The 17,533-nt window shown below is 71.8% G+C and carries 18 protein-coding genes; 6 read left to right on the top strand and 12 right to left on the bottom strand.

Going from position 1 to position 17,533, the window contains the following annotated elements:
• Positions 1-61: 61 nt before the first annotated feature.
• Positions 62-568, top strand: a complete 507-nt coding sequence (locus EST92_RS08070; protein ID WP_129280250.1) for an ATP-binding protein — start codon at positions 62-64, stop codon at positions 566-568.
• A 77-nt stretch (positions 569-645) separates the two neighbouring features.
• Here EST92_RS08070 and meaB read toward each other — a convergent pair whose 3' ends face one another.
• The 3 genes from meaB to EST92_RS08055 are packed head-to-tail and all read right to left on the bottom strand — an operon-like array spanning position 646 to position 5,775.
• The gene (gene meaB / locus EST92_RS08065) at positions 646-1,650 is read right to left on the bottom strand and encodes a methylmalonyl Co-A mutase-associated GTPase MeaB (protein WP_129280249.1); all 1,005 of its coding nucleotides are present in this window, start codon (positions 1,648-1,650) and stop codon (positions 646-648) included.
• 10 nt (positions 1,651-1,660) lie between these two features.
• The gene (scpA, locus tag EST92_RS08060; RefSeq protein WP_129280248.1) at positions 1,661-3,892 is read right to left on the bottom strand and encodes a methylmalonyl-CoA mutase; all 2,232 of its coding nucleotides are present in this window, start codon (positions 3,890-3,892) and stop codon (positions 1,661-1,663) included.
• Positions 3,892-5,775, bottom strand: a complete 1,884-nt coding sequence (locus EST92_RS08055; protein WP_129280247.1) for a methylmalonyl-CoA mutase subunit beta — start codon at positions 5,773-5,775, stop codon at positions 3,892-3,894. The genes scpA and EST92_RS08055 overlap by 1 nt, the downstream gene beginning before the upstream one ends.
• Before the next feature lie 240 nt (positions 5,776-6,015).
• On the opposite strand from EST92_RS08055, the gene EST92_RS08050 reads away from it, so the two are divergent.
• The gene (locus EST92_RS08050; RefSeq protein WP_129280246.1) at positions 6,016-6,270 is read left to right on the top strand and encodes a hypothetical protein; all 255 of its coding nucleotides are present in this window, start codon (positions 6,016-6,018) and stop codon (positions 6,268-6,270) included.
• Positions 6,271-6,367: 97 nt separating this feature from the next.
• Here the strand turns inward: EST92_RS08050 and EST92_RS08045 are convergent, their stop codons facing one another.
• From EST92_RS08045 to EST92_RS08030, 4 genes are all read right to left on the bottom strand, one after another.
• The gene (locus EST92_RS08045; RefSeq protein WP_129280245.1) at positions 6,368-6,769 is read right to left on the bottom strand and encodes a DUF1992 domain-containing protein; all 402 of its coding nucleotides are present in this window, start codon (positions 6,767-6,769) and stop codon (positions 6,368-6,370) included.
• Positions 6,770-6,926: 157 nt separating this feature from the next.
• Positions 6,927-7,619: a hypothetical protein gene (locus EST92_RS08040; protein WP_129280244.1), complete on the bottom strand. Its 693-nt coding sequence runs from the start codon at positions 7,617-7,619 to the stop codon at positions 6,927-6,929.
• Positions 7,616-9,193, bottom strand: coding sequence for a HAMP domain-containing sensor histidine kinase (locus EST92_RS08035; RefSeq protein ID WP_129280243.1), 1,578 nt, complete (start codon positions 9,191-9,193; stop codon positions 7,616-7,618). Before EST92_RS08035 ends, EST92_RS08040 begins: the two co-directional genes overlap by 4 nt.
• On the bottom strand, positions 9,190-9,897 hold the full coding sequence (locus EST92_RS08030; RefSeq protein ID WP_129280242.1) for a response regulator transcription factor: 708 nt from the start codon (positions 9,895-9,897) through the stop codon (positions 9,190-9,192). The genes EST92_RS08035 and EST92_RS08030 overlap by 4 nt, the downstream gene beginning before the upstream one ends.
• Before the next feature lie 148 nt (positions 9,898-10,045).
• Here EST92_RS08030 and EST92_RS08025 point away from each other — a divergent pair, with 148 nt between their 5' ends.
• A complete protein-coding gene (locus EST92_RS08025) occupies positions 10,046-10,819 on the top strand; it encodes a polysaccharide deacetylase family protein (protein WP_129280241.1) in 774 nt (257 codons plus the stop codon).
• A 387-nt stretch (positions 10,820-11,206) separates the two neighbouring features.
• Here EST92_RS08025 and EST92_RS08020 read toward each other — a convergent pair whose 3' ends face one another.
• From EST92_RS08020 to EST92_RS08010, 3 genes are all read right to left on the bottom strand, one after another.
• Positions 11,207-11,620, bottom strand: a complete 414-nt coding sequence (locus tag EST92_RS08020; RefSeq protein WP_129280240.1) for an SsgA family sporulation/cell division regulator — start codon at positions 11,618-11,620, stop codon at positions 11,207-11,209.
• 298 nt (positions 11,621-11,918) lie between these two features.
• Entirely contained in the window at positions 11,919-13,616 is a 1,698-nt protein-coding gene (locus EST92_RS08015) for a PH domain-containing protein (protein WP_129280239.1), read from the bottom strand.
• Positions 13,613-14,131: a PH domain-containing protein gene (locus EST92_RS08010; RefSeq protein WP_129280281.1), complete on the bottom strand. Its 519-nt coding sequence runs from the start codon at positions 14,129-14,131 to the stop codon at positions 13,613-13,615. Before EST92_RS08010 ends, EST92_RS08015 begins: the two co-directional genes overlap by 4 nt.
• Before the next feature lie 143 nt (positions 14,132-14,274).
• On the opposite strand from EST92_RS08010, the gene EST92_RS08005 reads away from it, so the two are divergent.
• Positions 14,275-15,099 carry a TetR/AcrR family transcriptional regulator gene (locus EST92_RS08005; protein ID WP_129280238.1) on the top strand — a complete coding sequence of 275 codons (825 nt, stop codon included), beginning with the start codon at positions 14,275-14,277 and terminating at the stop codon, positions 15,097-15,099.
• Positions 15,100-15,298: 199 nt separating this feature from the next.
• On the opposite strand, the gene EST92_RS08000 is transcribed toward EST92_RS08005, so the two are convergent.
• Positions 15,299-15,712, bottom strand: coding sequence for an SsgA family sporulation/cell division regulator (locus EST92_RS08000; RefSeq protein WP_129280237.1), 414 nt, complete (start codon positions 15,710-15,712; stop codon positions 15,299-15,301).
• Between the two features lie 194 nt (positions 15,713-15,906).
• Here EST92_RS08000 and EST92_RS07995 point away from each other — a divergent pair, with 194 nt between their 5' ends.
• Positions 15,907-16,098 carry a hypothetical protein gene (locus EST92_RS07995; RefSeq protein ID WP_129280236.1) on the top strand — a complete coding sequence of 64 codons (192 nt, stop codon included), beginning with the start codon at positions 15,907-15,909 and terminating at the stop codon, positions 16,096-16,098.
• A 42-nt stretch (positions 16,099-16,140) separates the two neighbouring features.
• Positions 16,141-16,758 carry a TetR/AcrR family transcriptional regulator gene (locus EST92_RS07990; protein WP_129280235.1) on the top strand — a complete coding sequence of 206 codons (618 nt, stop codon included), beginning with the start codon at positions 16,141-16,143 and terminating at the stop codon, positions 16,756-16,758.
• Positions 16,759-16,821: 63 nt separating this feature from the next.
• On the opposite strand, the gene EST92_RS07985 is transcribed toward EST92_RS07990, so the two are convergent.
• Positions 16,822-17,133, bottom strand: a complete 312-nt coding sequence (locus EST92_RS07985; RefSeq protein WP_129280234.1) for a hypothetical protein — start codon at positions 17,131-17,133, stop codon at positions 16,822-16,824.
• Positions 17,134-17,533: the final 400 nt, after the last annotated feature.

Genomic DNA, 17,533 nt, shown 5'->3' with positions numbered 1-17,533 from the left:
AGGATATTAGCCCTCGGAGGAAGTCCGGCCCAGTCCCGAAATCCCCCTCGCGGAGATGTTGATGACCACTCATCCGGCAGAGACCGTGCACCACGCCCTCCGGGACGAAGCGTGTGACGACGCCTGGTGGATGCCCGCCCCGGACGACTTCGCCGCGTGCGCCCTGGGCGGCTCCGCCCGCACCGTGGCGGAGGCCCGCCGGTTCACCCGGGTGACGCTCGAAGGCTGGGAACTGTGTGCCGGCGTCGCCGAGGACGCGGCGCTGGTCGTGTCCGAACTCGTCAGCAATGCGCTGCGCTACGGCGCCCGGGCCGCGGGGGAGTCCGGGCGCCGTGAGGCCTTGGCACCTTTGTGCCAGGCCTGGCTCGCCCTGACTCGGCAGGGTGCCACGGTGTTGTGTGCGGTCTCGGACGCGGGCGCCGGTGCGCCCGTCGTCCGGCCCCACGACACCCTTGCCGAGTCAGGGCGCGGTCTGCAGATCGTCGACCAGCTCAGCGACGCCTGGGGCTGGACGCCACCGGACCGGTCCGGGAAGACGGTCTGGGCGACGGTGTCGGAGCGCGGCTGAGGCAGCCTCCCACCGCTACGACGCGGCCCCGCCCCGTGATCGAGGCGGGGCCGCGCGGGTGTGGTGCGGGCGGTCGCTCAAGTCGGCGGCGGAGCGTCCCCGAGGCCGAACGCCGTCAGTAGCCGCTCGGCCGCCAGCGTCGCGGTGAGCTCGCCGTCGCGCACCGCGCGTTCGACCTCGGGGCCCAGCCGGCGCACCTCCGGGTGCTCCTGGAGCCGGTCGATCATCCGCTCCCGGACCATCGACCACGTCCAGTCGACCTGCTGGGTGCGGCGCCGTTCGGCCAGCGCCCCGGTCGAATCCAGCAGGACGCGATGCTGCTCGACCCGCTCCCAGAGCGCCTTCAGGCCGGTGCCCTCGCGGGCGCTGCAGGTCAGGACGGGCGGTGTCCAGGCGGCTTCCGCGGGCTGCAACAGCCGTAGCGCACCGGCCAGTTCACGGGCCGCGGACCGGGCGTCCCGCTCGTGCGGCCCGTCGGCCTTGTTGACGGAGACCAGATCGGCCAGCTCCAGTACGCCCTTCTTGATGCCCTGGAGCTGGTCGCCGGTGCGCGCCAGGGTCAGCAGCAGGAAGGTGTCGACCATGTTCGCGACGGTGGTCTCGGACTGGCCGACGCCGACCGTCTCCACCAGGACGACGTCGTAGCCCGCCGCCTCCATCACCACGATGGACTCGCGGGTGGCCCGGGCCACTCCGCCCAGTGTGCCGGACGTGGGGGAGGGCCGGACGAACGCCGCCGGGTCGGTCGCCAGCCGCTCCATCCGGGTCTTGTCGCCCAGGATGGAGCCGCCGGTACGGCTGGAGGACGGGTCCACGGCCAGCACCGCCACCCGGTGGCCCATCCCCGTCAGCAGGGTGCCGAGGGCGTCGATGAAGGTCGACTTGCCGACGCCCGGCACTCCGCTGATGCCCACTCTGCGGGCCGCACCGGAGTACGGCAGCAGCTCGATCAGCAGCCGCTGGGCGGCCGCCCGGTGGTCGGGGCGGGTGGACTCGACCAGGGTGACGGCGCGGGCGATCCAGGCCCTGGACCCCGCGCGGACCCCCTCGGCGTACCGTTCGACATCGATCCTCGCCGGCATGTCCCCCCGCTCACAGCTCGTGGCCGAGGACCGCTGCCAGGTCCCGCACCAGATCGTGGGCGGCCTCCGGAATCACCGTGCCGGGCAGGAAGACCGCGGCGGCGCCCATGTCGCGCAGCGGCTGCACGTCCTGCGGCGGGATCACGCCGCCCACCACGATGGTGATGTCCTCCCGGTCCTCCGCGGCCAGTGCCTCGCGCAGCGCGGGCACCAGCGTGAGATGGCCGGCCGCCAGGGAGGAGACGCCGACGATATGGACGTCCGCCTCCACGGCCTGGCGGGCCACCTCGGCCGGGGTCTGGAAGAGGGGACCGACATCGACGTCGAAGCCCAGGTCGGCAAAGGCCGTGGCGATCACCTTCTGGCCGCGGTCATGGCCGTCCTGGCCCATCTTGGCCACCAGGATGCGCGGCCGGCGGCCCTCGGCGCGCTCGAATTCGGCCACCAGCGACCGGGTGCGCTCGACACCGGAGGAGGGGCCCGCTTCGTCTCGGTACACACCGGAGATCGTACGGATCTGGCCGGAGTGCCGCCCGTAGACCGACTCCAGTGCGTCCGAGATCTCACCGACGGTCGCCATGGCGCGGGCCGCGTCCACCGCCAGCGCCAGGAGATTGCCCTCCAGCCCCTCGCCGGGACCGGACTTCGCCGCCGCGGTGAGCGCCCGCAGCGCCTTCTGGCAGGCCTGCTCGTCGCGCTCGGCACGCAGCCGCTTGAGCTTCTCGATCTGCTGGGCCCGCACCGAGGAGTTGTCGACCTTGAGGACCTCGATCTCCTCGTCGGTCTCCACCCGGTACTTGTTGACGCCGATCAGCGCCTGCCGCCCGGAGTCGATCCGCGCCTGGGTCCGGGCCGCGGCCTCTTCCACCCGCAGCTTCGGGATGCCCGCGTCGATGGCCTTGGCCATCCCGCCGGCTTCCTCGACCTCCTCGATGTGCTGCCAGGCGCGCCGGGCCAGATCGTGGGTGAGCTTCTCGACGTAGGCGCTGCCGCCCCACGGGTCGATGACCCGGCAGGTGCCCGACTCCTGCTGAAGGAACAGCTGGGTGTTGCGGGCGATCCGGGCGGAGAAGTCGGTGGGCAGTGCCAGCGCCTCGTCCAGGGCATTGGTGTGCAGGGACTGGGTGTGGCCCTGGGTGGCGGCCATCGCCTCCACGCAGGTGCGGGTGACGTTGTTGAACACGTCCTGCGCGGTCAGCGACCAGCCCGAGGTCTGCGAATGGGTGCGCAGGGAGAGGGACTTGGGGTTCTTCGGGTCGAAGCGCTGTACCAGGCGCGCCCACAGCAGCCGGGCCGCGCGGAGCTTGGCGATCTCCATGAAGAAGTTCATGCCGATCGCCCAGAAGAAGGAGAGGCGCGGGGCGAAGGAGTCCACGTCCATCCCGGCCGCCAGGCCCGCGCGCAGGTACTCGACACCGTCGGCCAGCGTGTACGCCAGCTCCAGGTCGGCCGTCGCACCCGCCTCCTGGATGTGATAGCCGGAGATCGAGATGGAGTTGTAGCGCGGCATCTTCTGCGAGGTGTACGCGAAGATGTCGGAGATGATCCGCATCGAGGGCTGCGGCGGATAGATGTAGGTGTTGCGGACCATGAACTCCTTGAGGATGTCGTTCTGAATGGTCCCGGCCAGCTTCTCGGGCGGTACGCCCTGTTCCTCGGCCGCCACGATGTACAGCGCCAGCACGGGCAGCACCGCGCCGTTCATCGTCATCGACACGGTCATCTTGTCCAGCGGGATGCCCTCGAAGAGCTGCCGCATGTCGTAGATCGAGTCGATCGCGACGCCCGCCATCCCGACGTCACCGGTGACCCGCGGGTGATCGCTGTCGTAACCGCGGTGCGTCGGCAGGTCGAAGGCGACCGACAGGCCCTTCTGGCCGGCCGCGAGGTTGCGGCGGTAGAAGGCGTTGGACTCCTCGGCGGTGGAGAAGCCGGCGTACTGCCGGATGGTCCAGGGCTGGTTGACGTACATCGTCGGGTACGGGCCGCGCAGATACGGCGTGATCCCCGGATACGTCCCCAGGAAGTCCAGTCCGTCGAGGTCCGCCTCCGTGTAGAGCGGCTTGACGTCGATGCCCTCCGGCGTCTCCCACGTCAGGTCCGCCACGCCCTTGCCGGTGGCCTGCTCGACGGCCTCGGTCCACCGCGCGCCGTCGCCCGCGCCGTGCGCCGCGTCCGGTTCGCCCAGCTCGACCGTGCTGAAGTCGGGGATGGCGCCGGCCTGTTGCGTCGTCTCTGTCATCACGCCACCTCCATGACATCAAGGGCCGAGGACAGCACCTCGACCGCGTCGCAGCCGGCGAAGACGAAGGAGTCCACACCGGCCGCGGTGAATTCTTCGCGGCGCTCGCCCGGCTTGCCGGCCAGATGCACGCGCACCGCACCCGCCGACTTCAGCGCGGCCGCCACGGCCGTCGCCTGCTCGCCGTACACCGCGTCGCTCGCACACAGACAGGCGGTCCGCGCGCCGCTGCGGGCGAACGCCTCGGCCACCGACTCCGCATCCACCGGCCCGTCTTCCTGTACCGTCTCGATGCCGCCCGCCTGGAACAGATTGGCTGCGAAGGACAGCCGCGCGGTGTGTGCCGCCACCGGGCCCAGCGCGGCCAGAAAGACCTTCGGGCGGGCGCCGCTCGCCGCGAGGTGGGCGTCGGAACGCGACCGCAGCCGCTCGTACGCGTCGTCCCGGCGCACCCGCGGCAGCCCGCCGCCGATCGGCGCGGGCGCCGGCTCGCGGTGCACCGGGGGCTCGGCGAGATGGGGGAACTCGCTGACGCCGGTGATCGGTTCACGCCGGCGGGCGAGGTCGTCTGTGCGGCGCTGCCAGGTCTCGGCCAGCCTGCCGGCGATCATCCCGGAGCGCAGCGCCGCCGCCTGGCCGCCCGCGCCCTCGATCTCCTGGAACCACGCCCAGGCGGCGCGGGCCAGCTCGTCGGTGAGGCTCTCCACGTACCAGGAGCCGCCCGCCGGGTCGATGACCTTCGACAGGTGCGACTCCTCCAGCAGCACGGACTGGGTGTTCCGGGCGATCCGCCGGGCGAACGCGTCGGGCAGGCCCAGCGCGGCGTCGAACGGCAGCACCGTCACCGCCTCCGCGCCGCCCACCCCGGCGGACAGCCCGGCGACCGTGGTGCGCAGCATGTTCACCCAGGGGTCACGACGGGTCATCATCACCGTGGAGGTGACGGCGTGCTGGCGCTGCGCGGCCGCGGCGGGCGAGGCCCCGCACACCTCGGCGACCCGCGCCCACAGCCGGCGGGCCGCGCGCAGCTTGGCGATGGTCAGGAACTGGTCCGCGGTGGCGGCATAGCGGAACTCCAGCTGCCGGCAGGCGTCGTCGATGCCGAGCCCGGCTCCCGTCAACTGCCGCAGATAGCCGACGCCGGTGGCCAGTGAGGTGCCCAGTTCCTCGGCGGCCGAGCCACCCGCCTCGTGGTACGGCAGCGCGTCGACGGCCAGCGCCCGCAGGCCCGGAGCCTCAGCTGCGCAGCGCCCGGCCAGCCGGGCGGCGGACTCCAGCTGGAGGCGCAGCTTGGCGTCGTCACCGGTGCGGGCCAGCAGTCCGAGCGGGTCGGCGCCCAGGCAGCCGGCAGCCTCGCCGAGCGGTGCGCCGGACGCGGTGTACAGCCGCAGCAACTCCTCGGCGGCCGCCGCGAAATCGGCACCCGCGTCCAGCACCACCGCGGCCAGGTCCAGATAGACGCCCTGCAGCGCCTGCTCCAGGCCGGACACCGGCACCCCGCCGTCCCCGACGGTCAGCCAGACCGAGGTGACACCGTTCTCCAGGTCGGCCAGGACCGACGCATTGGCCTGCCGCGGATCGGTGTGGACATGGCGCTGGCGTACGTCCCACCCGGCCACGGTGCTGCCCTCGGGCCGGCCGGCCCGTACGAACGGCGGGAAGCCCGGGTGGCCCGGGGCGGCCGCACCGTCCTCGGCGGTGTAGAGCGGGCGGATGCGGATGCCGTCCTGGAGGTCGGTGGCGAGCGCATCCTCGGCGGCGGCGCCGGACGCCTCGGTGACGCCCGATTTGCGCAGCACACCTTCGACGAGGCGCTGCCACTGCTCTCGGTCGGCATCCGGGAAGGCGGCGGCCAGGGGGAGTTCGGGGGACTCGGCGGTCATGGCAGCAGGCTAGGCGAACGACCGTTAGCTGGAGCAGGGTCTCCGGCTGTGACGTTGCCCTCGTTGACCATTAGTCGTTCACCCTGTTTTTGCGCGAGAACGGGCAGGTGGGACGGGTCGCCCGTATCGTGCCCCGTCGTGCTTTCCGGTACCGGACGCGCCTGCCCCGGCGCATGCGCCCGGTTCACTACCGTGGGCGCGGCACCCCCTGAGGAGCAGGGGCTCCTCCCGAGGAGCGCGATGTTCCAGGCGCCGCCGATCCGCACCGCAACCGTCGCCGGAGCGCTACTGCTCACCGCCGGGCTCGCGTGGCTGCCGGCGCGGGACGCCGCCCTGGGCCCCCGCCCGCACTGCACCGGACGCCGGCTCGCCTCCTGGCCCCCCGATGTCCGGCATACCGCAGATTTCGCCCGTTACGGAAATGACAGCAGTCGGCTGGACGACCCTGGACCGGCGGGCCGGACGCGCCGTGACGACGGCCCGGACGCGCCGTGACGTCGGCCCGGTCGCGCCGTGACGTCGGCCCGGATGCGTCGTGACGACGGCCCGGCTCGGCGTGCGCCGGCCGCCGGAGCCCTCGGCTGCCGGGGCCTCACCTCCCGTGTTCCCGGCGCCAGATGAGGGCGGCCTCGTCGATGTCGAACGGGACGAGGTTCAGCGGCGGGCCGTCGAGGGGCGCCCGGAGCGCCGCGCGGATCCGCTCGTTGATCTCGGACAGGATGCGGCGCAGTGCCGCCTCGCTGGGCGCCGCGGCCGCGGCCTTCCGGGCGTCCTCGGCCTCCTTGCGCAGCACCAGGCTCGGCGGCAGACAGGAGAGGTGCTCGCGGCTCATCTTCTCCTTGATCCACCACATCTCGTCGTACGGCCGGTCGAGGTGGGGCAGGGGCTTGCCGGCCCCCGTGAGCCCGTCGAAGGCGCCGCGCTCTGCCGCCTCGCGGATCTGCCGGTCGACCCAGGTCTCGAAGCTGACACCAGGGGGTTTGCGCTCGGTCATGGTCTGCGTCTCCCGAGGATTCCGGCGCCGGCCGGTCCGCTCCGTCCGGCGTGCGGGGAAGGCGGATGCCTGTCTTCACCGTAACGCGGTGCCACCGCCGTACGGGCGGGCACGGCTCTTGCGTGCCGGACGGGTCCGGCGGGCGGTGCGCGGCGGTTCAGCCCGCCGGGCCCGAGGTCCCGCCCGCCGGGCCGGTGCCGCTCGCGTCGGGGCCGGACTGCTGGGTGCCGGACGGGCTCGGCTCTTGAGTGCCGGACGGGCCCGTGTCCTGGGTGCCGGACGGGCTCGGCTCGACGACCGGGGAGGCGTTGTTGCCGCCGCAGACCAGGGGGCCGACGTGGACGGACGTGCTGGCGAGGGTCACCGGCACCCGGTCGGGCGGCTTGTTCCCGGGCACCCGGGCATTGGCCGCGGTGCACACCAGCTGGTTGAGCGAGGCGGAGTCCAGCAGCTTGACGTCCATCGGCAGGTTGATCACCACGCTGCCGTCGTGGGCGTCGGCGGTCAGCCGCCCGGGGAACTTCAGCATGCTGGACAGACCGCGCATCCGCTCGGCGTGATTCGGCCCCATCCGCAGCAGATCGATGGCCTGCTGCGGATCGGCCGGTGACTTCGCCGGCCGGGTCGCGGAGCGCAGCCCGTTGGGGCCGTAGAAGAACAGCAGGACATCGGCCTCGGGCTGGCCCGGCGACTTCACGCCGGAGGCGGGCTCGCCGGCGTCGATGACATCGGTGGGCGCGATACCGCAGCCGGCCAGCGCACTGCCCAGGACACCGGCGAGCGCGACCCCCGGCAGGTACCACCGGGCACGCAGCGCACGCAGGACGTTCCGGACGGACGGGGTGTTCATACGTGGTGCACCTTCCCGGCCGCGGGACGTGCGCCGTCCCGGTCGTCGTCCACGGCCGGCTCCGCGGCCGCCCATTCCTCGTCCGGCGGACCGGACCCTTCCTCGTCGGCCGTCCCGCCCGCCTCCTCCTGGCGCAGCGGCAGCTCTACGGTGAACACCGCACCACCCTCGGGGGAGTTGGCGGCGTGCAGGGTGCCGCCGTGCAGCCGGATGTTCTCCTGGGCGATGGCCAGCCCCAGGCCGCTGCCCTCCGAGCGGGCGCGGGCGGAGTCCGCCTTGTAGAAGCGGTCGAAGACATGCGGCAGCACCTCGGGGTCGATGCCGGGGCCGCTGTCGGATATCTCGATCCGCAGCCGGTCTGCGCCCGGCTGCGGGGCGTGCAGCAGCACCCGGACCGGCTCACCGCCGTGCCGCAGGGCGTTGCCGACCAGATTGGCGACCACCACATCGAGCCGCCGAGGATCGAGCCGGGCCCGTACGTCCGCCGGCAGCTCCGCGGTCACCCGCTGCTGCCAGGCCCTGGCCTGCAGCGTCTTGCGGATCGCCTCGGCCACGTCCACCTCGTCCAGATGGAGTGCCGCGGCCCCCGCGTCGAACCGTGACACCTCCATCAGGTCCTCCACCATCCGTGCCAGCTTCCCGGTCTCCTGGCTGATCAGCCGGACCGCGGAGGCGGTGTCGGGGTCGAGGGACTCGGCGTCCTCGTCGAGGACATCGGTCACGGCGGTCATCGCCGCCAGCGGTGTCCGCAGCTCGTGCGAGACATCGGCCGCGAACCGCCGGGAGTTGGACTCCAGACGGCGCAGCTCGGCCATGCTCTCCTCCAGCCGGGCCGCCATGTCGTTGAACGTCCGGGACAGCTCGGCGAGTTCGTCGGCGCCCTTGACCTCCAGGCGGGTGTCCAGCTTGCCCTCGGCGATCCGCCCGGCGGCCTGCCGCAGGCCGCGGACCGGCCGCAGCACCCCGCGCGCGGCGAGCAGCGCCAGGACCACGGTCAGTACCAGCACCGGCACCACGCCCCGCTGCGCGGCGCTCACCAGCGCCTCGACGTTGGACTCCTCAGCGCTCAGCGGCAGTTGGGCGTAGACGGACAGCGCGGACGCCCGGCCGTCGGACTGCCGTACCGGCATCCCGATCAGCAGCCGGGGAGCCCCGCGGCGGCTCACCCGCTGGAAGGCCGGCACATGCCGCTTCTCCACGGACTCCTTGAGACCGGTCGGTACCGTGAAGCCGCCCTGCAGACTGGCTTCGGTGTCGCGCACGCCGCGGTAGTGCACCGAGATGTCCCAGTCCCGTGACGTGCCCGAGCGCTCCAGCTGGAGCCGGAAGTAGTCCAGGTCGGCCGCGGACGGCGGGACCGGCAGCTCGGGGGCGAGCGAATTGACCTGCGCCCGCAGATCGTTGACGGCTGTGTCCTGGGAGCGCTGGAGGATGGCGTTACGGGCCTCCTGGTAGGTCAGCAGCGCGGTGGTCAGCGCACTGAGGACGGCCACCACCAGAAAGCCGACGACGAGGCGGGCCCGCAGACCCCGCAGCAGCGTGCCGGTCGGTACCCGGCTGCCCGTGCGCTTCACAGCGGACCGAAGCGGTAACCGAAGCCGCGCACGGTCTGGACGTAACGCGGGCTGCGCGGGGTGTCCTCTATTTTCGTCCGCAGCCGCATGACACAGGCGTCCACCAGCCGCGCGTCGCCGTGGTAGCTGTGCTCCCACACCTGCTCCAGCAACTGCTGGCGACTGAAGACCTGGCCCGGGGTGGCGGACAGGAACAGCAGCAGCTTCATCTCCGAGGGGGCCAGCGGCAGATCCTTGCCGGCCTTGCCCACGACCAGACCGGCCCGGTCTATGGCCAGCTCGCCATAGGTCTCGACCGGGGCGGGGCCCGGATCGGCGGCGGCCGGCGCGTCGTCGGCGGGAAGTGCGGTACGGCGCAGCACCGCACGGATGCGTGCTTCGAGGACCTCACCGCGGGCCGGCTTGACGATGTAGTCGTCGGCCCCTGCCTCCAGTCCGAGCACCACGTCCAGATCGTCGCCCCGCGCGGTGAGCATGATGATCGGCAGCTGCCGCTCGGCCCGGATCAGCCGGCAGACCTGGAAGCCGTCCTTGCCGGGGAGCATCAGGTCCAGCAGCACGATGTCCGGACGGAAGACCGGCAGCACGTCGAGGCCTTCCTCGCCGCTGGCCGCGGCCGCCACTTCGTGGCCCCGCCGCCGTAGCGCGAGGGACACCCCGTCCCGTACGGCGGAGTCGTCCTCGATGAGAAGTACACGTGGCATGAGTCCAGTATCAATAAGTTTCATGATGGATCCGTAACAGGAGCAGCCTCCCCGGCCCCCGGCGCATCTGACGTAGTGCGAGGCGGCGTGCACAGCATCCGCCGCCGCTACGGACACGCGCACGGTGAGTGAGAGAACGGGATCGGACATGGCGAGGCGCTTCGGAGTTGAGACCGGCATCATCGGAGTGACCGCGGCGGCGGTGGTATCAGTCGTGGTCGCGGGGGCACTTGCCTTCTCCAATGTCGGAGGCCCCTCCAAGGCGGAGGCGGAGGGCGTCGGCCAGCAGAAGGCGAAGCGGGCGGCGGCCCCGGTCGACTCCTCCATAGCGCACGCCTCGGACCGCCCCGGCCGCAGCCTGAACATCACCATCGACGACGGCCCGGACCCGGTGTGGACCCCGAAGGTGCTCGACGTGCTGAAGCGGTACAACGTCAAAGCGGTCTTCTGCATGATCGGCCCGCAGGCCGAGGCGCACCCGGACCTGGTCAAGAAGGTGGTGGCCGCGGGGCACAAGCTCTGCGACCACACCGTCAGTCACAACACCGGTATGGACAAGAAGCCGGAGAGCTACCAGTCGCAGCAGATACTCGACGCCCAGAAGATGATCGAAAAGGCGGCGGGCGGTACGCAGGTCGAGTACTACCGCGCCCCCGGCGGTGCCTTCACCCCCTACAGCCGCAAGCTGGCCGCGGACCACGGCATGCGCCCGCTGGGCTGGAACGTCGACAGCAAGGACTTCGAGGGCGGCACGGTCGAGAGGATCGAGTCGACCGTGCGCGGTGAACTCCCCAACCGGACGGGCCCGACGGTCCTGTTCCACGACGGCGGCGGCAACCGCTCCCGGACCGTCGACTCCCTGAACCGGCTGCTGCCGTGGATGCAGAGCCAGGGCTACGGCTTCGGCTTTCCCAAGCGCTGAGAGGCAGACAGACGGCAGAGTCAGGCAGGCGGGCAGACAGGCAGGCGCGGCAGCACCGACGACGGATCGGGGCCGGACACCTCAGGGTGCCGGCTCCGGTCCGTCTTTGGTGCCGAGGGGGCCGCCGGTTGCGGTGGAGGGACTGGGCGGAGTCGACGGATGCGGCCGATGCATGGGGGCGTTGGACACGGCCGTTGGACACGGCCGTTGGGCAGGGGCGCTCGACAAGGCCTTTGGGCAGGGCCGTTGGACCCGGGCGTTGGACGGTCCCTGGGCGGAACTCACGTGACCGCAGGTCGTACGCTCCCGTGAGCCCGCCTCCTGGCCCTCGCGGCCCACCCGGCTCCTTCCGGGGCACCGCCTCTCACGTCCCGTGGCGCCGCTGCCTCACGCCGCGCCGAACAGCTCCGCGAGGTCGCGCTCCATGCCGAGGAACGCCGGCTCGCTGCCCGCGGGCACGGCCCGGTAGGAGCGGGCCAGAAACCGTCGGACGTCCGCGGTCTGCAACTGGACCATGGCGATGCCCTCGTCCGAATGGAACTCCATCACCGTCCGGTCCGGACCGGACGGCCGTACCCGCACATCGCCCCGGCCCGCAGGCCTCCGCAGCCCCTCGTCCAGCAGCTCACGGGCGAACGCCCAGTCCACCCCGGTGCCCTCCAGCGAGATCTCCGGCGGGAACAACATCCGCACCGCCAGCGGGTCCGCGGCGTGGTAGTGCAACACTGCGGGCGCGGCGTGGGTGGAGAGAGCGGTGGCGATGAGGCGGACCTGGACGGCTTGGTCGATGACGCGGTGCATCGCGCTGCTCCCTCACGGCTGTCGGATTCACGGGCAAAGGCTCATCCAGTAGGACGGTGTGCCCGCTCCCGTAGTGCACGCGACAGGTGTGTGAGGTATCTCATACGGGTGGCCAATTGACCGCGGTCCGGTTTCGGGGGCTGGGGGCGGGGCGCCGGGGCGCCGGGGCGCCGTCCGGTGAGCGGGCCGCCGCCTGTGTGGATGAACTGTCCCGGTGGGCCAGGGCGGCCAGGACCCGGGCCCGTCCAGCCCTGGCCCACCGGACGCCCCGTCCTGAGGGGCGCCCACCGGACCCTCCTCAGGACGATCGCTGTCCCGGAAGGTGGTACCCCGGCTCCCCGGGGTGCACCAAGAACTCCTCCAGGATCCCCGGGGCCGCCGCCGCGGCGAAACCGGCGGCCTCGGCGGCCGCGAGGTCCGGGATGCGATACCCGTCCTCGCCGGCCGCGACCGCCGCGGTGAGGGCGACGAGGCCGGCCCGGCGGGTGAAGGGCGAGGTCGTGAACGTCCAGGCGGCGATGGCCTCGCGCTGGAGGGCGAGGGTGTCACGGCTGAAGGTGCCCGAGCGGGTGACCAGATACGGGCCGTCCACGCCGTGCCCCAGGTTGCGGTACGCGTCCCGGGCCAGCCACCACACCAGGGCCGTGGTGAGCACCGCGTAGATCCAGGCGCAGTGCAGCAGGACGGGCGTGAACGCCGCACCGGCACCGGCGAGGACGGCGGTGCCGGGCAGCACCGCGAACAGCAGACCACGCACCCGGCGCCGACGCAGGGCAACGCGGGGGTGCGGCGCCAGCGCGACCGGTGCACCGCTGCCGGGGAACGGCGCCCGCAGGGTGCCGCCCGCCACCCGGAGCGCCTCCGTGCGGGGCGCCGGCGGCAGCAGACCGCTGCGCTTGCGGTTCTCCTCCCGGTTGCCCAGACCGCCGGCCACCGCCCGCACCATCGCGCCGCCACCGGCCCGCAGCAGCAGCGGTTCGCGTAGCAGCACCCCGCGCAGCCGGGCCCGTTCGAGGGTGACGGCGCGCGTGGTGAACAGCCCGCGGCGCACCCGCAGCGTGCGGGCGTCGGTCCACTCCAGGCAGTAGTTCCACCAGTTCTCGACGTACAGCACCACGGCGCCGACCGAACCGAGGGCGAGGACGGCCAGCAGCACCGCCGGGACCGTCAGCCAGAGGGCGCCGGCGCCGAGTTCGGTGAACGCCTGCTGGACGAAGCCGAGCTTCCAGGGCTCGATGCCGATGCCGTCCAGCACCCGGTAGGCCGATCCGGCCACCACGAACACCCCGCCGATGACCCAGAAGGTGAGCGGCGCGTACCGCAGCCAGCGCCAGTTGATGCGCGCCACCACCGGGTCGTTCGTGGCCGCCTCGGCATCCGCGTACGCCAGCAGCTCCGCGCGCAGCCGTTCTGCTTCGGGGACCGCGAGCGCCTCCAGCGACAGTTCCTTGCTGCCGTCCCCCGAGCCCGCCGTGCCGGCCCGCAGCACGGTGACCCCCAACAGCCGGTGCAGCGGCGAGGCCGTCAGATCGACGGTACGGATCCGGTGCAGCGGCACACTGCGCAGCCGCCGGGTCAACAGCCCGCTGCGGACATCGAAGGTGAGAGCGGCGCTCCCGCCGCCGCTGCCGGCGGCTCCGCCCTCCCACCCGTCGCCACCGCTCCCGGATGCGGCGATCCGGAACTCCGTACGGGCCCAGCGGATCAGGCCGATCGTGGTCACCACGGCGAACGACGCGGCGAGCGCGGCGAGGGTGAACCAGGCCTTGGCGGTGATCCGGCCTCCGGTGGCCAGCGCCGTCAGTGCCAGCGAACCCAGCGGGGCGACCAGCCAGCCGCAGTGCACCAGAAGAGTGCGCGGATCCAGCCGCCGCCACTCCGCCGCCCCGCCGGCGGGCGCGCCGGCGCCTTGGGGTGCATGGCCGGCGCCGCCCTGCTTTCCGGGTGCTTGGCCGGCCTGCGTTCCGGGTGCCTCGGGGTCCAGCGGGGCGCTCATGCCGCATCACCCGGCACGTCCTGCGCGGCCTCGCCGATCCGCCGGGACAGCTCCTCGGCGTCCGCGTCGGACAGCCCCGAGATCTTGATGTCACCCGCGGTCGAGGCGGTGGTGACGGTCACCGTTGCCAGGTCGTACCGCCGCTGAAGGGGGCCGCGCACGGTGTCCACCGTCTGTACCCGGCTCAGCGGCGCGATCCGCCGCTTCTGCCAGAACCAGCCGCCCGCCGCGTAGACCGCCCGCTCGCCCAGCTCCCATGCGTGCACGGCGTACCGCCACCGCGGCATGACGACGAGATAGCTCACGGCCGGCACCACGAGCACGACCAGCAGCAACGGCCCCAGCCACGGCAGCGCGCCGGGGAAGAGCAGGAGGGACAACACCGTCATGGTGAGCGCGAGGAGCAGCATCGGGCCGCTGAGGGTGAGCAGTGCCTGCAGCGTCCACCAGCGGCGGGCCCGGGGATCGACGCGGTGGCGGGGTGGACGCAGCAGCGCGGTGGCGTGCTCGGGCATGAAGGTCACCGGTTTCCAAGTCAAGCGTATTGAGTGGCGGTACGTTATAACGGTACAAGCGACTTGTAAAAAGGACCGGGCTCCCCGAGCTGACGCCCTGCTCACGGGGCGCGCAGCGAAATGCCGGACGAGGGAGGTCAGCCGTGCCCAAGAAGGTGGACCACGAAGCCAGGCGCCAGGAGATCTCCGAGGCGCTGTGGCGGCTCGCGAGCACCCGCGGACTGGACGGCACGAGCCTGCGCGACGTCGCCGCGGAGGCCGGCATCTCGCTCGGCCGGCTGCAGCACTACTTCCGTTCCAAGGACGAGATGCTGCTCTTCGCCCTCCAGCACATCAACCGGCTCGCGGGGGAGCGGATCCGCGCACGCATCGAGGCGCTGCCCGAGGAGCCGACGCCCCGCGAGGTGCTGCGCGCCTGCTTGTCGGGCATGCTGCCGCTGGACGAGAAGAGCCGGGTCGGGGTGCTGGTCGGCGCCGCCTACTTCGCCCGTGCCGTGTATGACGAGCCCCTGCGCGCCGAGGCCAAGGACGGCATCCCCCAGCTCCGCGCCTTGTTCGCCCACCAACTGCGGCGGGCCGCGGAGCGCGGTGAACTCCCCCCGGAACGCGCCACCGAGGACGAGGCGATGCTGCTGATCAGCCTGGTCGACGGGCTGTCCACCTATGTCCTGCTCGATGTGTACGGCCCCCGCACCGCGCTGCGGCTGCTGGACCTGCATCTGGCGCATCTCTTCGGGACCGAGGGGGGTGAGGACGCGGCGGCGTCGTCGGGGGCCGAGGCTGAGGCTGGGGCTTCGGCCAGGTCGGGGGCTGGGGCCAGGTCCGGAGCCAGGTCGGGGGCTGAGGTCGAGTCCGGGACCGAGGCCGGGCCCGGGGCTGGGTCGGACGCGGCGGCCACTTCCGACGAGAGACCGGCGCCGCCGTCGCGCCCGGGGGAGGATGCGGCGAAGGCGGCGGGCCGGGCGTGACCGGGCCTGACCGGGCCGGTCGGCGAGGTGGTGACGTTGCGCTGCGGCGATGTGCTGCTGCGGTGCTGCGGTGCTGCGGTGCTGCGGTGGCGGCGGTGTCCGGCGGCCGCGCCGGGACGTTCTGCGTCGCCGGCCGGACGCGGTGGTGGTCGACGCTTCCGGCCGCGGTGGCGGCTTTCGCCTCCGGCCGCGTGGCGGCCTACGCTTCGCGCAGCAGCGCAGCGAGATCGGCCTCGACGTCCAGATGGCCTGCCTCGTCACCCTTTGCGACGATCACGTACGACCGGGTCAGAAAGGTCCGCAGTTCCTGCGCCTCGAACTGCACCACGGCCATGCCGCCGACGGCATGGAACTCCACGACCACCGCATCGGAGTCGTACGGCCAGATCTGCACATCGCCCGCCCCGGCCGGCGCGCACAGGCCCTCCTCCAGCAGGTCCCGCCCGAACGTCCAGGCCACTTCGGCCCCGTCCAGCGACGCCGAGGGCGGAAAGACCAAGCGCACCGCGAACGGGTCGGCACGGTCGTATCGCAGGTTTGCCGGAATCACCTGCGACCGGGGAGCAGTCGCGATGAGACGGGCCTGAACGGCTTGGTCGATGACGCTGGACATCGCCGGCTCCCTTGCATTCGTTGCGGACACTTGCGGCTTTGGTCACTAGGACGCACGGGATATCGCGGTAGTGCATTCGATTCCTGCGTGACATGCGTCACGGGCCTTCGAATGTACGTATTTGCCCTCTTTGCTGGGCGTCCGGACGCCCAATCGGCCGCCGGGGGCTCGGCCTGACGTCACATCACGTGCCGGTGGCGGTGGCTGTCGGGGCGACGATCCAGGCTTCCGCGCCGAGCGGGCAGGCCACCGCCGCATCCTGCGCGGCCGAGAAGAACGAGGAGCACGAAAAGAACGAAGAGCACGAGGAGCACGAAAAGAACGAAGAGCGCGAGGAGCACAGGAAGAACGAAGAGCGCGAGGAGAACGGAGAGGAAGAAGGGTGACGAGGGACGAGACAGTGACGTCAAGGAAGCGACAATGGCCTGGTGTCAGCCGCCAAGAAGAAGACGACGAGCGCGAACGCGTCCCCGGAGCGTCGCCGCGAACTGCTCAACACCGCGGCGGAGGTCTTCGCCGCGCACGGCTACAACGCCACCACCGTCCGCCGTATCGCGGACGAGGCCGGGATGCTCGCCGGCAGTCTCTATTACCACTTCGATTCAAAGGAATCGATGCTGGACGAAATCCTGTCCAGCTTCCTGACCGAGTTGTGGGACGGCTATGACGCCGTACTCGCCGCCGGGCTCGGCCCTCGGGAGACCATCGAAGCCCTGGTCACCGAGTCCTTCCGGGAAATCGACCGGCACCGTGCCGCCGTCGCCATCTACCAGAAGGAATCCAGGCACCTCGCCGCCCAGCCCCGCTTCGGCTATCTCACCGACTCCCAGCGGAAGTTCGAAAAGGCCTGGCTCGGCACCCTGGAGCGAGGCGTGGCCGGCGGAGTCTTCCGTGCCGACCTCGACATCCGGCTCACTTACCGCTTCGTCCGCGACACCGTCTGGGTCGCGGCGAGCTGGTACCGGCCGGGCGGACAGCACAGCCCCGAGGAGATCGCCCGGCAGTACCTCTCGATGGTGCTGGACGGCATCGCCGTACGAGGGTGACTCACCCCGGCAGGCGGCGGCGCTCTCCGCGCCCGCCGAGGTCCAACCGCTACCGGCGGTCGGTCAGCAGGGGGTGTTCTTCACGTACAGCGCTCGTGGCTCCTGGGTCGTGCCGTAGCGGACGTCCTTCGTCGCTCCCTTGGGGAGGCTGCCGTGAGGGTCGCGGTGATGCGGGACGACGATGGTGAAGCACGAGGTCCGCTTGGTGCACAGATTCGTCAGGCGGACATAGCGATGGCCGCCCTTGTTGAAGTACTTCCGGACCTTGACGCACTGCGGCGCCCGGTCGGCGGCTGCCGCACTTGAAGCGGTGGTCAGCGTGACGGAGGCGCTGCACGCCACTATTGCCACCACTATGGCCAAGAATTTCCTCATGTGGTCCCCCCGCTGGACAACTCGGTATTCCCCCGCGAAGCCCGTAGACGCTTCGCACGTTCATTCCCCATTGTCCACACTCACTCAGGGAAAATCAGCCCCGGGGGCCACACAGGGACACAAGCGCGACATGAGCGCGACCCTTTCGGAACCGTGCCGGGTCGTTGGAGTACGGCTCCGCAACCCGGCGCCCGAGGGACGTCCGGGGGTCTCGCCCGGCGGCTCATGGACTGTTACGGAGCAGGTCAGGGTCCTGTTGTCGCCGCGCAGCCGGCGCCGACCTCCGATGCGCAACCGGGTCTGCCGCTCACCGTGGGGGAGATAGTTCAATGCGCGACGGGCCAGGTTGGTCACATTCTCCGGTATGCCTTGTCTGCTCCTTCCCTTCCCCTCCCGCCCC

Origin of the sequence: Streptomyces sp. TM32, assembly GCF_004122755.1 — a bacterium.
GTDB lineage: Bacteria > Actinomycetota > Actinomycetes > Streptomycetales > Streptomycetaceae > Streptomyces > Streptomyces sioyaensis.
This window is presented reverse-complemented; position numbering and strand designations above follow the sequence as displayed.

Bases quoted from the DNA above. Each gene is read 5' to 3' on its own strand.
- EST92_RS08070 (WP_129280250.1), top strand. From the start codon at position 62: ATGACCACTCATCCGGCAGAGACCGTGCACCACGCCCTCCGGGACGAA.
- meaB (WP_129280249.1), bottom strand. From the start codon at position 1,650: ATGCCGGCGAGGATCGATGTCGAACGGTACGCCGAGGGGGTCCGCGCG.
- scpA (WP_129280248.1), bottom strand. From the start codon at position 3,892: ATGACAGAGACGACGCAACAGGCCGGCGCCATCCCCGACTTCAGCACG.
- EST92_RS08055 (WP_129280247.1), bottom strand. From the start codon at position 5,775: ATGACCGCCGAGTCCCCCGAACTCCCCCTGGCCGCCGCCTTCCCGGAT.
- EST92_RS08050 (WP_129280246.1), top strand. From the start codon at position 6,016: ATGTTCCAGGCGCCGCCGATCCGCACCGCAACCGTCGCCGGAGCGCTA.
- EST92_RS08045 (WP_129280245.1), bottom strand. From the start codon at position 6,769: ATGACCGAGCGCAAACCCCCTGGTGTCAGCTTCGAGACCTGGGTCGAC.
- EST92_RS08040 (WP_129280244.1), bottom strand. From the start codon at position 7,619: ATGAACACCCCGTCCGTCCGGAACGTCCTGCGTGCGCTGCGTGCCCGG.
- EST92_RS08030 (WP_129280242.1), bottom strand. From the start codon at position 9,897: ATGCCACGTGTACTTCTCATCGAGGACGACTCCGCCGTACGGGACGGG.
- EST92_RS08025 (WP_129280241.1), top strand. From the start codon at position 10,046: ATGGCGAGGCGCTTCGGAGTTGAGACCGGCATCATCGGAGTGACCGCG.
- EST92_RS08020 (WP_129280240.1), bottom strand. From the start codon at position 11,620: ATGCACCGCGTCATCGACCAAGCCGTCCAGGTCCGCCTCATCGCCACC.
- EST92_RS08015 (WP_129280239.1), bottom strand. From the start codon at position 13,616: ATGAGCGCCCCGCTGGACCCCGAGGCACCCGGAACGCAGGCCGGCCAA.
- EST92_RS08010 (WP_129280281.1), bottom strand. From the start codon at position 14,131: ATGCCCGAGCACGCCACCGCGCTGCTGCGTCCACCCCGCCACCGCGTC.
- EST92_RS08000 (WP_129280237.1), bottom strand. From the start codon at position 15,712: ATGTCCAGCGTCATCGACCAAGCCGTTCAGGCCCGTCTCATCGCGACT.
- EST92_RS07985 (WP_129280234.1), bottom strand. From the start codon at position 17,133: ATGAGGAAATTCTTGGCCATAGTGGTGGCAATAGTGGCGTGCAGCGCC.